The organism is Microcoleus sp. S13_B4 (genome assembly GCF_036700885.1).
GTDB lineage: Bacteria > Cyanobacteriota > Cyanobacteriia > Cyanobacteriales > Microcoleaceae > Microcoleus.
In genome coordinates this window covers 120,012-133,625 of record NZ_JAUBPU010000001.1, presented here as the reverse complement: position 1 = coordinate 133,625, position 13,614 = coordinate 120,012, and the positions used below count along the sequence as shown (strand labels likewise).

At 47.6% G+C, this 13,614-nt stretch carries 13 protein-coding genes; 5 read left to right on the top strand and 8 right to left on the bottom strand.

Annotation, left to right across the window (positions count from 1 at the left end):
- Positions 1-181: 181 nt before the first annotated feature.
- Together QT994_RS00545 and QT994_RS00540 are read left to right on the top strand one after the other, a co-directional pair.
- Positions 182-1,249, top strand: a complete 1,068-nt coding sequence (locus QT994_RS00545) for an FAD-dependent oxidoreductase (protein WP_333170832.1) — start codon at positions 182-184, stop codon at positions 1,247-1,249.
- 39 nt (positions 1,250-1,288) lie between these two features.
- A complete protein-coding gene (locus tag QT994_RS00540) occupies positions 1,289-1,516 on the top strand; it encodes a hypothetical protein (protein WP_333170829.1) in 228 nt (75 codons plus the stop codon).
- Positions 1,517-1,536: 20 nt separating this feature from the next.
- On the opposite strand, the gene QT994_RS00535 is transcribed toward QT994_RS00540, so the two are convergent.
- The 3 genes from QT994_RS00535 to QT994_RS00525 form a co-directional block, all read right to left on the bottom strand.
- Positions 1,537-2,472 (bottom strand): polysaccharide deacetylase family protein, encoded by a 936-nt coding sequence (locus QT994_RS00535; protein WP_333170827.1) that lies wholly within the window; start codon positions 2,470-2,472, stop codon positions 1,537-1,539.
- 494 nt (positions 2,473-2,966) lie between these two features.
- On the bottom strand, positions 2,967-4,583 hold the full coding sequence (locus tag QT994_RS00530; RefSeq protein ID WP_333171246.1) for a bifunctional pantoate--beta-alanine ligase/(d)CMP kinase: 1,617 nt from the start codon (positions 4,581-4,583) through the stop codon (positions 2,967-2,969).
- 195 nt (positions 4,584-4,778) lie between these two features.
- Positions 4,779-5,855 carry a septal ring lytic transglycosylase RlpA family protein gene (locus QT994_RS00525; RefSeq protein ID WP_333170824.1) on the bottom strand — a complete coding sequence of 359 codons (1,077 nt, stop codon included), beginning with the start codon at positions 5,853-5,855 and terminating at the stop codon, positions 4,779-4,781.
- Between the two features lie 492 nt (positions 5,856-6,347).
- Here QT994_RS00525 and purM point away from each other — a divergent pair, with 492 nt between their 5' ends.
- Positions 6,348-7,376: a phosphoribosylformylglycinamidine cyclo-ligase gene (gene purM, locus QT994_RS00520; protein WP_333170821.1), complete on the top strand. Its 1,029-nt coding sequence runs from the start codon at positions 6,348-6,350 to the stop codon at positions 7,374-7,376.
- A 625-nt stretch (positions 7,377-8,001) separates the two neighbouring features.
- On the opposite strand, the gene QT994_RS00515 is transcribed toward purM, so the two are convergent.
- Positions 8,002-8,625, bottom strand: coding sequence for a DedA family protein (locus tag QT994_RS00515; protein WP_333170818.1), 624 nt, complete (start codon positions 8,623-8,625; stop codon positions 8,002-8,004).
- Between the two features lie 149 nt (positions 8,626-8,774).
- Between QT994_RS00515 and QT994_RS00510 the strand changes: the two genes are divergently transcribed.
- Both QT994_RS00510 and QT994_RS00505 read left to right on the top strand, forming a co-directional pair.
- A complete protein-coding gene (locus tag QT994_RS00510; RefSeq protein ID WP_333170815.1) occupies positions 8,775-8,909 on the top strand; it encodes a hypothetical protein in 135 nt (44 codons plus the stop codon).
- A 64-nt stretch (positions 8,910-8,973) separates the two neighbouring features.
- Positions 8,974-9,318 carry an STAS domain-containing protein gene (locus QT994_RS00505; protein WP_333048657.1) on the top strand — a complete coding sequence of 115 codons (345 nt, stop codon included), beginning with the start codon at positions 8,974-8,976 and terminating at the stop codon, positions 9,316-9,318.
- 26 nt (positions 9,319-9,344) lie between these two features.
- Here QT994_RS00505 and QT994_RS00500 read toward each other — a convergent pair whose 3' ends face one another.
- From QT994_RS00500 to QT994_RS00485, 4 genes are all read right to left on the bottom strand, one after another.
- Positions 9,345-10,013, bottom strand: coding sequence for a hypothetical protein (locus QT994_RS00500; protein WP_333170813.1), 669 nt, complete (start codon positions 10,011-10,013; stop codon positions 9,345-9,347).
- Entirely contained in the window at positions 10,006-10,560 is a 555-nt protein-coding gene (locus QT994_RS00495; protein WP_333048655.1) for an Npun_F5560 family protein, read from the bottom strand. Before QT994_RS00495 ends, QT994_RS00500 begins: the two co-directional genes overlap by 8 nt.
- A gap of 262 nt (positions 10,561-10,822) precedes the next feature.
- A complete protein-coding gene (locus QT994_RS00490; protein ID WP_333048654.1) occupies positions 10,823-11,422 on the bottom strand; it encodes a class II aldolase/adducin family protein in 600 nt (199 codons plus the stop codon).
- Positions 11,423-12,274: 852 nt separating this feature from the next.
- On the bottom strand, positions 12,275-13,198 hold the full coding sequence (locus QT994_RS00485; RefSeq protein WP_333119890.1) for a hypothetical protein: 924 nt from the start codon (positions 13,196-13,198) through the stop codon (positions 12,275-12,277).
- Positions 13,199-13,614: the final 416 nt, after the last annotated feature.

Sequence of the window (13,614 nt, the reverse complement as noted above, 5' to 3'; positions counted from 1 at the left end):
CAGTGGCATTTTTTGATCTGGTCTTAATCATGGATTCGTGCTGTCCTTTATTCTACTACTTGGTGCAGGGCGATGGCCTCTGGCCCCGCAAGCTATGGGTCTTTTGAGTCATCGGTAAGGTACAAATTCAGCTCGCAGCCTTTAAGCTGATGTTTAGATTCACAAGGCTGACTGATTGATTATGTTCGATGTTGCGGTGATTGGTGCGGGTATGGCGGGGCTGAGTTGCGCTCAACGGTTGCGTCAAGCTGGTTATTCTGTGGCGGTTGTTGAGAAATCTCGCGGCGCGGGGGGACGTGTTGCTACCCGCCGCGTACAGGGTTCTAGGGCCGATCACGGGGCGCGGTATCTGGAACCGCAGGGGGATGCGGTGCAGGGGTTAATTGAGGCTTTGGTCGATCGGCACATCCTCAAACTCTGGACTGATACTGTCTGGGAATTTCGACAGGGAAAACTTTCTCCTATTCCTAGTTCTTGTTATGTTGCACCTGCGGGTATGAATGCTGTGGGTAAGTATCTGGCGGAGGGTTTAGAAATTTGGTTTGGCCGCCGCGTACAAGTTATTTCTACTACAGATAACCAAATGTGGAATCTTTCCCTAGAAGTGACTGATGACAATTTACAGACGCCTCAAGAATTGATTGCTAAGGCTGTTGTGGTGGCAATTCCTGCTCCTCAAGCTTTAATGTTTTTGAATTCGGAAATTGGTTTTAAACCTGATTTTCTTGAAAAATTGCGTTCTGTGGAGTACGACCCTTGCATTACCGTTATGGCTGGCTATTCTGCGACAAAACAGAAAGATTTAAGTAATCTAAATCCGCAGTGGAAATCTGTTTCTTTTCCCGATCATGCTGATTTAGCTTGGGTTGGTTTAGATAGTAGCAAGCGACTAGATCCGCAGCAGCCGGTGTTTGTGATTCACAGCAGCGCAAATTTGGCAGAACGCCATCTAGAATCAGTTGATTTGCCAACAGTCGGTCAAGAATTGATCGCTCGCACTTCTGAATATTTAATCCCTTGGCTGAAACAGCCGGAATGGTTGCAGGTTCACCGCTGGCGCTATGCTTTTTGTAGAAATCCTTTGCCTGTTTCTTGTTTGCCTGCTGGCGGGAATTTGCCGCTGGTTTGTGCGGGGGATTTGTGCGGCGAAGGTCAAATAGAAGGTGCTTTGCGGTCTGGTTTGGCGGCGGCTAATTGGGTTAATTCCCAATTGGAGGATTTGCCCTTAGATGCAAGCCTAAATTGGTAATAGGGCTACAATTAAGGTATCGATTTTGGCTCTAACGCTATGATTGCCATCCCGTCTGGGTTTAGCCCCGAAGATTACCTTGCCCTCGAAGGTGATAATACCGTTCGGCATGAATATCGGCGCAGTTTGGTGTACGCGATGGCGGGAGGTAGCGATTACCACAGCCGTCTGTGTATTAATTTTATAACTGCGATTAACATTCACCTGCGCGATATAGTTATGAAAAATCTATCTAACGACTTACAAAAAAAGGGGGAAATGGTGTAAATGGCGAATTTTCCACATGGTTATTTTTGGGCTGTTTCCTGATGTTGTAACTCTTGTTCTTGCATCTGCAATAACTCGGGAACGGTTACGAAAATGTACCCTTCTTTTCTCAATCGAGCAATAACATCAGGCAAAACTTTTACAGTTCTCGATCGATTGCCGCCGCCGTCGTGCATCAACACAATCGCGCCGGAATTTGCCTGCCTCATCACGTTGTCCATCAAAGATTCCGTAAGACTGCGCCAATCAAAAGAATCAGCAGACCACATCACAACCGCATAATTTTTCTTTTGAGCGTAAGCTGCCAATCCATTGTTTAAAATGCCTCCGGGCGGGCGGAACATCGATGTTTGGATGCCGGTCAACTCCTCAATTAAGGATGAAGTGCGATCGATCTCGCGAGCTGCACCGTCTTCGTTATACTTAATGTATTCGTGGCTCCAAGTGTGGTTGCCGATCGCGTGACCGGCTTGTGCGACCTGTTTGCCAATTTCGGGATAAGTTTGCAGGTATCTTCCTACCCAGAAAAATGTAGCCTTAATATTGTTTTCTTTGAGAATATCTAGGATTTGTGTAGTTGTTGTCGGCCAGGGGCCGTCGTCAAATGTCAGGGCGATCGCCTTGTGCTGGGAGTCGAGTTTTGCCTCACGAATAGTTGTACCTTGAAACTGCGACGGTACCCCTGATTGAAAGCGAATTTCTTGCAATTGGGCTAGAGCCTGTTCGGAAAGCTCAACTCGATGGGCGATCGCCTGCGAGAACTGATTAATATTGGATATTGGCTGTTCTTCTTGGGAGTGGGATACGGCCAAGACTTGCGCCTGAATCGGTGCCAATGGCTGATTTGCCCGCAAGTTCATCGGCAACGTCACACCCAGCAAAAAACTTCCTGTGGCGGCGATAAAAGCAACGATTAAAGTTTTTCGCCTCATCAACAGCCGTTTCAATTTTGTCACGTCATTCTCTCCTTCACACTTTGCACAGTTAATTTTAGATTTTATGTTGATATCAAGTTAATCCACTTAAGAGGATAATCTTAAATTGGACTACCCGTAAAAATGCTACTGGAAATAACTCAACGCGGGGAAGTCCCTCCGGATAAAAAAAATTAAGATTTGTGCGCCCGAAATCCCCTAACCCATGAAAACGAGGGATGGTTGAACTTTTTCCCCAGGGAGGGGGACGGCGCTCAAATCGGATTAATGGCACGATATTCTTAGGGACTCAGCCCCCATCGACCCGCGTCCCTACCTGACACTGCAAGTTGGTTTAACGTGAGATGTTGCACTCTTGTTAATAAGCCTTTCAAGGGCGGGCTAGAAGAGGCCACCCCACCAGAAAATTTAGTCTTTGTGGGATAGACCCGAAAGCCTGTTAAGCGAGAATGATGCAAGATGTGAGTTTAACCGCATTTGATATGAGGGCGATCGCCCGCCCGCCACTCCTAAAATTAACTTTTAGGGCCGATTCTCTCTTTGTACAAGCCGACAATTTGATCGATAACTTCAGCAACAGTCAGATTGTCTGTTTGAATTTCCACAGCATCGGCCGCTTTACGCAAAGGTGCAACCTCGCGGGTGCTGTCTTTTTCGTCCCGCAGGGCGATGTCTTGTTCCAATTGGGCCAAGCTAATATTAGCCCGATCGGTATCTTTAAGTTCTAACAGCCGCCTGCGCGATCGCTCTTGTACCGAAGCCGTCAAAAAAATCTTCAGTTCCGCATCGGGAAACACGTTAGTGCCGATATCGCGGCCTTCTGCTATAATTCCGCCTTTTGTGCCGCAGCGCCGCTGTTCCTCTAGCAGAAACTGTCGCACGGCGGGAATTGCCGCCATTTCCGAGACGCGGGATGTCACTTCCAAACTGCGAATTGCCTCGGTTACGTCTTCGCCGTTAATCTTCAACATCTTTGATGCGGGATCGAGGTTATATTCCAAATAACTGGCACTGATTAATTCGGCGATCGCGCATTCGTCAGAAATCGGCGTGTCTGTTTTCAATGCCAGCCAAGTCAGCGCCCGATACATCGCGCCGGTATCCAGATAAAACAAGTTTAAAGCAGTTGCGGCAAGGCGAGTTACGGTTGATTTGCCTGCTCCCGCCGGGCCGTCGATCGCCACAATGGGCCGGCGATTCCTGAGAATTATATTGTCAATCAAACGAGTAGAGCCAACTCTGGCAGCCACGGCTAAAAGTCCCGCTGTTTCCACAACCTGCAAGGGCGTCAAAGTGTGAGGATCGACGAGTTCGGCGTATTCGAGCTTTACTGCGGGTTCTTCTGCGACTGCTGCACGCACCGCAGCGAGTGCGGCCGCTGCGATACGGTCGCCTGAAGAAAAAGTTTCCGAGGCTTGTTGCAGCGCGCGGTAGAGTACCGAGGCTTGCTGTTTTTGCTCTGCTGTTAAATACTGATTGCGAGAACTCATTGCCAGTCCCGACTCTTCGCGGACGATCGGACAAGCGACAATCTCTACAGGCAAGTTAAAATCCAAGACCAGCTTCCGAATAATTGCTAGCTGCTGGGCGTCTTTTTGACCGAAATAAGCTTTTGTCGGCTGCACCAAACTCAAAAGTTTAGTAACAATTGCCGCGACGCCCTGAAAATGACCGGGCCTTGCTTTGCCGCACAAAACCGATGTCATGGCCGGTGGCGGCACTACTTGAGTTAAGGATGAAAAGTGAATCTCTATCTGTTTTTGGGCGGTTTGCTCTGTTTCTGTACGCGCGGCGAAGCTATCACGTAGGGAATTAACCGCTTGGTTGCCAAACATTTCGGTTGCTGAGGGAGCAAATATGGCGTCAACTCCAGCTTGTTCGCACAACAGCCGGTCTTGCTCGAAATTCCGAGGATAATCTTGAAAATCTTCTGTCGGCCCAAATTGCAGCGGGTTGACAAAAATGCTGACCAGGGCGATCGCATTTTCTTGCCTTGCCCGCTGGATCAAGCTCAGATGCCCTGCGTGCAAGGCTCCCATCGTCGGCACCAAACCGACTGTCAAATTAGGTGCAGCAGACTTTTGTAAATTTAAGTAGCAGCGAAGTGCTGCAATGGTAGTAAACAGGCGCACCGGTAGAATCTCCTGAAGGCATTCGGCAGAATGCAGAGTTTGTTTGTCAGAATTTGTTCGACTTGACATTTTGCACCATCCTCAAGAACAGGCTTTCGGGCCTCTTCAACAAAGAATGGTGCAAGATGTCAGTTTTATTCTACTTTCTGCCTTCTACACTTCGGATAACTTTTGTATTCTGCCTAAGAGTAGCCTTCAGCGTCCACGAGTTGTTTGCTGCGGCGGTTCGATCACTTCGATTTCCACTCTCGCAACACCACTGCTCATCATTCCCAGAACGTTGGCGGCGCCGGCGGACAAGTCAATGAGCCGATCGCCCACATAGGGGCCGCGGTCGTTAATGCGGACGACTACGGTGCGGCCGTTGTCGAGATTTCTCACCATGACTCTCGTTCCAAAAGGCAAATTGGGGTGGGCTGCGGTCAAATCATTTTGGTTGAAACGCTCGCCGCTGGCGCTGAGGTTGCCGTCAAATCCCGGGCCGTACCACGAAGCCCAGCCGCTGAGGCGCAATTGAACTGGGCCTAGAGACAGCACGGGGGATTCTGGTTGGGGTTTGCCTGCGACTTCTTCTAGGGGTGGGGCGTTGCCCAGAAGCCGGCGGAGGCGATTGGTTGCTTGCAGGGCGTCTCGGCTAAAGTCGCTGGTGGTGTCGGGGAGGATGGTTTCGGCGTTGATGTTTACCAAGTCCTCGCCGTTTGCCTGGATAATGTAGCGATTGCCTTTTTCCCACTTAACGGTAATGCTGTTGGGATCGATGTTGTTGCGGGCTAGCTGGTTGAGTCTTGCTGCTAAGGTTGATGCCCGCCAAACTGGATCAGGTTCTTGGTTGCTGGATTTGCTGGCAATATTTCCGATTTTGGGATTTTCTGTCGCGCCCGCTACTTTCGACGGACTGCTAGCACCGGCTTGGCTGTTGCCAGTTTCTCCCATTTTCGTGTTTGTTTCCGGATTGGCGTTCAGAAAGGTGATGACTGGAATGTTTCGCACGTAGACTGTCGCTGCTTGTCGCCCGTCTAACTCATGGGGCTGGATTTTGGCGATCGAGTCTCGGGCAATTTCAGCTCTGGCTTGATACTGATACTGTCCGACTTTTTGCGCTTCGACCCGACTCGCGTTTAACTGCCGGGACGGTTGGGTGGCAATTACTTGCTCGGAAACCGGAGAGTTTTGGTTGTCGGCATCTGTTGCTTGTGCGTGACAAGAGGATGCCGTTCCTACCACAGGAACTAACAGGACAGCGAGTAGACCACCAACAAATTTTTCCTTCATACGTCCATTTTTGTGAATAGCCATTGCCAACCGAGATTGGAGGATTGGCCATTTGGCGGCGGGCGTCAAGGATTTCTCTCTTGCCCTTCGCCATTCCCCCGTGAGTCAAAGCAAAGTATCCGGGTGCGTTTTTGCTTTAATGCTTCTACCCCAAAAAAAATTGGCGGAAACTTCCCTGACATTTGACAACTCGTACTCGATCCGCAATTTGTGTTTTGTTCACGAACTGCAACAGACTACCACAAACTTTTGTGGTTGGGGATCGCTACGATCGCGATTTTCACCAAATCTTCCTCAAATTTTGTCAAAACCCTCTATCATAAAATCCTTTAGTTCCAGTGCTTACAGCCGTTTCAGTTATTCCCGAAAAGTTTACAAAAATTTACAAAAATTTAGTGTATTTTGTGGGCTGCCGAATGGCTAGTGTGAAAAAAGCTGTTTGTCAACTGTTATGGGAATAAACTAAAAACTGGAAATCGATTTGGCGGACTTATGGATTATCGAGAAGCAGGTGTGGATGTTGAGGCGGGCAGAGCTTTTGTCTCGCGCATCGGGAGTATGGTCAAGAGCACGCACCGATCGGGTGTTTTGGGCGGATTCGGCGGGTTTAGCGGGTTTTTCAGCGTCCCGGAGGGTTTAAAAGAGCCGGTGATGGTTTCGGGTACTGACGGTGTTGGGACTAAGTTGAAATTGGCCCACAATCTCGATCGTCACGACACGGTAGGTATCGACTTGGTGGCGATGTGCGTCAACGACGTGCTGACATCCGGGGCCGAACCCCTCTTTTTTCTCGATTATTTAGCCACGGGAAAGTTAAATCCCGAACAATTAGCTGCGGTGGTGGCCGGCATTGCTGACGGTTGCAAGCAAGCGGGCTGTGCTTTGCTCGGAGGAGAAACGGCAGAAATGCCCGGTTTTTACCAAGCGGGTGAGTACGATTTGGCGGGGTTTTGTGTGGGAATTGTTGAAAAGAGCAAATTGTTGGACGGTTCGCGGGTGCAGGTGGGAGATGTGGCTGTGGGGCTGGCCAGTTCGGGCGTGCACAGCAACGGTTTTAGTTTGGTGAGAAAAATTGCGGGCGATTTGGGTTTTGATTGGCATTCTCAACCCGAAAAATTGGGCGGCAAAAGTTTGGGCGAAGTCCTCCTAACTCCGACTAAAATTTATGTAAAACCAGTCCTCGAAGCAATTAAGAGCGGTTTAGAAATTCACGGCATGGCTCACATTACGGGCGGCGGTTTGCCGGAAAATTTGCCCCGCTGTTTGGGAGCCAATCAATCTGTGAAAATTGACAGCAATACCTGGCCAAGTTTGCCAATTTTTGACTGGATTGCTGAAGCGGGCCAAGTTGCCACAGCAGATATGTTCAATACTTTTAATATGGGAATTGGGTTTGTGCTTTTGGTCGCTCCCAGGGAAGTAGAACAGGCTGTTAAATGGTTTGAATCTCAGGGAATTGGTGCGTACGCGATCGGGGAAGTGATTGAGGGGAAAGGAGAATTGAGCATGGATAATGGGTAATTAGTAGGAAGCAATCGCAGGGGGTGAAGATTGCTTCGCTTTGTGCAATAACAGACAATATCAATCTACATTCATCATCAATCTGCGTACATCTGCGGTTAAATTTATACTTGTGAAAGTAACCGCAGAAGACACAGAGGAAGAAAGACAAAAATAAATTCACAACTGCTGACTCGTTGCTACAATTTTAAATGAAATTTAAACAAGCTATTATGCCTTTAAATACGGTATAATTCCCAATTGTTTCCGTCACCACTGAGTGCAAAAGTAGCCGCTCCAAAATATCTGAATCCAAAACAAATAGAGCAACTGCAATCAGCATTAAAATAGCAACCAAAAGGAGATATTAGAGGAAAATTATGATTATGTTATTGCTAAATAACGGAAATAATCAAGCTAAAATTGCGGATTTTTTGGGTTGCATCGTAAATAAGGTGTTTCATTGGTGCATTCAGCGAGAGCCAGAGAATCTAGACACGTAACCAACTGGATGATTTTGAGGACTGAATTCCTGACTTATTAATAGGCTGCCATTAGACTTTTTGCAAAAATAGATAATATCTGCGTTCATCTGCGGTTAAAAACAGAAAATCCATAAATCTTGCAAAAAGTCTAACCACCAATCTTATTTAGTCTTGTCCAAATTCCGCGACTCCAACCAAATAGGAATTGCAATCCAAGCAACTGCTAACAGCAAAGCAACTACAGCAAATTGAGCTGCCCAAGCTACCAACTTCTCCAAAGACACAACTTGTCCCAAGAAGTAAGATAAACTCACCATTACAGATGCCCAGCTTGCAGCACCCAGAACATTGAACAGCGAAAATTTCCAAAAAGGCATTTCTGCAATACCCGCTAGGGGGCTAGCAAAAATTCGCAGCAGTGCGATGAAACGGCCCAAAAATACGGCTTTAGCTGCATTTTTGCTAAACTGTTCTTTTAAGTCAAACAGTTGTTCTTCTCGAAAGCGGAAAAATTGTCCCAGCTTCAGCAGCAGTGGCCAGCCACCGTACCTGCCGATCGCATACCCAAGGTTTCCGCCCACAGTCGCACCAGCGATCGCACTGCCGAGTACAAACCAGTAATTCAGTTCCCCGCTGCCAGCTAAAAACCCGCCAGCAATCGTAATAGTCTCGCCTGGAAGAGGAACTCCCAGATTTTCCAGCAAAATTCCCAGAAATACTGCCCAGTAGCCGTAATCGCGCGCAAACTGCTGAATAGTCTCTAACGATAAAAACTCAAAAGACATTCGATACTGCCTTCGTAAACTTTTGCAAAGCTCAATACATTTATATATTGGCTCGATTCAGCCAATAGTGCAATCTTTCGCTGTGATGAAGAACACACTGTTGTCGCGATCGCTGGCTCAACTAAAAATTAAGCTTTCAGGCATACTAGATGAATAGAGAATTGTTGCGGTTGCCTTCCGCGCGATCGCTAGCCACTTTCCTACTAAATTTATCACAACCGCTCTCCCCACCGATTCCCACAAGGGCGATCGCCCATCCTAAAACATACGCTGAAATCCCCTGACTCTCTCAAGAGAGTCAGCAACTAAACTAACTTATTCATACTTTACGATCGTAGGATAACTGCTATGGAATTTCCCAACTTCAACCCACCCATCGTCCTTCAACCTCACAACTGCCTCGACTCCCAAGCCGGCAGCCTCCTCCAGCAACAGCTAGCCGAGATTGTGCCCGATCGCCACAAACTCTGGGTAATAGACATGGCCGCCGTAGATTTCATCGACAGTTCCGGGATCTGCGCCTTAGTCGGCGGACTCAACGCCGCCCGCCACCGTGGATGCCGCCTCGTCATCTGCAACCTCTCAGCCACAGTCAAGCTAATTTTTGAAATTACTCAACTCGACCAACTCTTTGAAATCTTCGAGAGTTTCGAGCAAGTTATCTCCACTGAAACTCCGGCTTTAGTTGCTTGATTAAAATGAGATCCCGAGTTTAAATCTCAAACTTGCAAGAGACTTCCAGCAACCGCAGAGCTAATTTGCATATCATAAATAGGTTTATTTGTCAAGCAATACCAATGACAAACAAATAAATTCGGCACTTGAACGCCGACAGAAGCGATCGCAGGTGCAGCCGGAAAAGGCCAAAGTCGATCGAAACAAATCCTTTCCCCTACAAACCCGAACTGCATCAAATAAGTCGCCGGTGGCGCATTTAAAAGATTCAGCAAGCGGTAAGCCAACTCATACAACTGCTGTCGCCAAACATCCGACAAATGCACCGGTTGAGAGTAACTCAACTCGCCAGACAGCTTGTCCGGTTCCCCAGCGATCACCTCAGCATACAGTGGCCCCTTTGCCGTCAACACCACAGGCAGCCAAAAATTGCCACCGCCGACGGGAAAAAGCAACTCCTGGGACACTTGATCGCGCGCCACCGAAACATTGCTACAAAATCGAAACACCTCTTGAGCCGGAAAAGCCACATTTTCTGGCACATTCAGCGTCAAAGGACAAAATATAGCCCCACCCGGAGCGATCGTGCCAGAATTGAGTTCAGAAACCCCACAGATATTGACTTCAGTTAAAGGATGAGATTGAGCGATCGCCGCCTTGAGACTTGCGGCCGGATCATTCTCACCACCCGCCACAATCAAAACCTTAGACATTGCCAAAGCTCGGCATTTGAATTCCCCGATCATCCTCAGCATCGACACTCGGCAGATCCAGGCCCTTAGCTTTGCGGTTCCGCACAGCCAGACGGTAAGTTACGCTTTGCAACTCTGTGTGCAACTGGCGGTTTTCCTTTTGCAGTTGCTCCAACTTTTCCTTAATCGGCTCAATGCGCTCGGCAAACTTCTGGCGGTAAACCCCTGGCAATTCCTGAACCACCTGTTCTAGCATCCGAGAGCGATCGGTCAATTCTTGCACCGACTGCCGCAGTTGGTAAACCTCTGCATCCCTCTCTGCGATTTGTTCCTGATAAAAACCCACCTGTTCTTCAACAGCTTGCAGTTGTTCCCGCATTGCCTGCATTTGAGCTTGGTGGCGATCGGAAACTTCCGGCGCCGGCACAAAACTAGAATTACCCTTCACCAGTCTAAAAAGTTCTTGAGACAACTGCTGCACCAATTGGTCGCGCATTTGCAGCTCTTCGGTGAGACGAGAGACCTCTGATTGCAATTCTTTGGAGCTTACAAGTTTAGTTTGATTCACGATGACTCTCAGCTTTTGTTATATAATGTGTTTCTATTTAAAAATATCTTTCCCTTACCGCAGAGGCAAGAGGCACTTCAAAAGTTTTGAACCCATTAGGCTAAATCGAGTCAGTGACCCGAGGTCAAGCGTAAACCTCAGTCTAACTCAAATCAGGTATCCACGTCACCACCTAAGTTTCTTGCCATAGACACAGGTAAAATCCTAGGTTTTTTGTCAATAAACCAGGTTTCTTAGCTTTTTCTGAGAATAGTGCAAGATATCATGTGTAACCAATCACAGCCGAAAGCACTTTGCCAGCTTCGTCCACGGTGCTGCCAAAACAGATAATGCCGTCCTCGTGACCTGCCATCGCCAGAATTTGGCGCTGTGCCAAATTCTCCTCCTCAAAAAGTCTAAACATTTCTAAGGCCATCTGGGGAGTGCCGTAAGGTATTTCTTTTCTAGTAGTAGGAATATTAAACAGCAGTTGCTGCCATAGTTTAGGATTGTGGACATGAATTATTGCGCCCATATCCTTTCTGTGAAGGTAAAGGGCGGCGTGAGTCAGGGACTCCGACGAAGCTTGTACGGGACCCCTGCAGCCGAGGAAATTTTGTTCTAAGTTAAATTCGGTAACAGTACAGTAGGATTCTGGCCCGAGAACCCTTAAGTGTGCAGTTTGGGTTCCCGAAATCACGAATTGGCAAGAATTGCCTAGTCTGACGCTGACGTTGCCAAACCCTATGCCATTTTCGTAGACGCCAATTAATCCCCACGCGTGGAGCCGATCGCGCCAGTCCATCAAATCTGCTATGTTCCGGGCAGGTACAGGGTCTGCTTTTTCCCAGTCACAGCGGTACTTAACGACTCCTTCATCCATCGATTTTTCTGTCCGAGCTTACAGAACAGACATGGCCCAAGCTGAGACTTAATCGAAGTTGTCAAACAGCTTTTTTTGCTTGCTGCCTTATGTCTCGGTGCATAAGTGCCTTAACTAATCTACATTCCAGTGTCGCCGTAATTAGCGATCGACATTAGCAAAAAGTAAGCTACGAAAGTAGAACCAATTATTCCAAAAATCATGGTTTAGCCTCTAGGTGATTACAAAAGTTCAATATGAAAACGTACACTTTCCTTAGGGGAGTTTGACTCCGGGCTCTTGCCCGCTCTCAAGTTTCTGATGTGAAACTACATAACCTCCCTGAATCGGTTATTGCTCTATACTACAGCATTTCTACTGAGTTGAGCTCTACCTTAACAAATATTTAAGGACAAAGTACCCCTTAATTCGGTAACTCCGGTAAAAAGCAACCGTACATTTACTTATTTTTTTTTGATTATAGATAATTTAAGTCAGAAGCAAGCGGAACACAAAAAAAATATTTTTTAGCCAGTCTGGGACGAACTGGCACAATCTTCGGGTGCTCTACGTTAGTCCAGACCTCTGTCGAGCGAGGAATTTTTAGCTCCGGGGCATCTTACAACCTAAGAAACCGGGCTGAGCGTAATATCATGTCGGGTAAAATCACCGCAACGCCAGCTCGCGTCGGCGGGTTTACCAAAATCTGTAGTAGTAGTATAAGTTATAGAACCCGTGAACCCGGGCCTACCTAGAGGGGGATAGTCGATCGACCGAACCTGATATAAGTCCTATTAAGAAAAATTTAGCCGAGCGAGCAGTCAGGGCCCGATCGGCTAAATTTTTCTGTGCAGCGCGATCGCTCGCAGCCATTTAAATATGGAAGTGATACAAAATACTGCCGTCGTCTTTAATTTCGCAATTGGCATTAAAAACTTCAGCTTGTTGGTTCAAAAAACGCTGAGCCACATCCGGCGACAGCCGCGTTTCCATTGCAAACCGCACCAGAGTTATTTCGCCGCGGCCTTCTTTGATCAGTCGGTACAAAGCACTTTGGAGCCTTTCGCTCTCTTCTCGCTGAAAAGCCGCCTTGTACCTCCAATCCGCCACCGAAGGAATCAAACCCCGGCTGACCAAAATCGCCAATAATAAGCCAATTCCCAAAATCAGAGGCACTGTCGGATCGCTCGTGGGCGTCGCCACAATTTGCGGCACTGTAGCGGCGGCCAAACTGCTAACCATTTCTTTTTCCGACGCTTGCGTATCCGCCATTGCAAGCTGAGTTTTGTTGTAAAAGTCTTGCTGAAGCTTCATTTGCTGCAACAGGCGAGCGCGTTCTCTTTCGTATTGATCGAGTTTTTGCTGAGCTTGTTTCAGGTCTTGAGTGACTTGTGCCAAGCGTTGGTTGAGCGACTGATTGACTGATTGCCACCGATATCTGTTAATCAGGCGGCTTTTTTCCACCATGCCCTTCATCAACATATCCACCGTTTGGATTGCTTGCTCCTGATCGAGCGAGCGATACCCAACAACAATCTCTAGGGGTTGTTCCGGCTTAGAAATTTTGACACTAGCATTTTGTCGAACTTGCTGGGGCGACAGCTTAACTGCATCTGCCACTGCTTTGACAACATTATCTGCCAGCAGAACCTCTGGGGTGAGTTGCTCTCCCTGCTTGAGAATTGTCGTGCCCGTACTCGAAAATTTGACTGGTGGATTATTAGAAGTGAGAGTGCCTTGAGCCATGAATCCGGGGGGCGGGGCGAGGCGGTAGGCTAGGGCGCCTGAAATACCCATAATTACAGCAAAACTGCCTAGGGCAATCCATCTGTATTGATGTGCTGAAGATCTAAAACGTAAATTTCCCATTTTGATAGTCAAGTCATAACATTCGCTTGCCGCAGCTACTGCCAAACCCAAGAGCCATCGTTTCTTTCTGGTTAGTCAAATTGACTGCTGAAAATTTTCTCAGTTTATACCTAAAAGCTATTAGCTTTTGAGAGTTGTCAATATTCATGATCCCAAAAAACCGATCGCGCTTTTATTTGATCCGAGCTATAACTTCAGTTTTTGTCCTTAATAATTAATCTGTAACAAGGCTTCTGGAAGTCTACTGGCATCAGACTAGCACTCAGGCGTGCGATCGCCTCGCCTCCCCGTGTTTGTTGACATTCAAAACAGTCTCCTTTTCACCCTTGGCAATTCTCCAATTA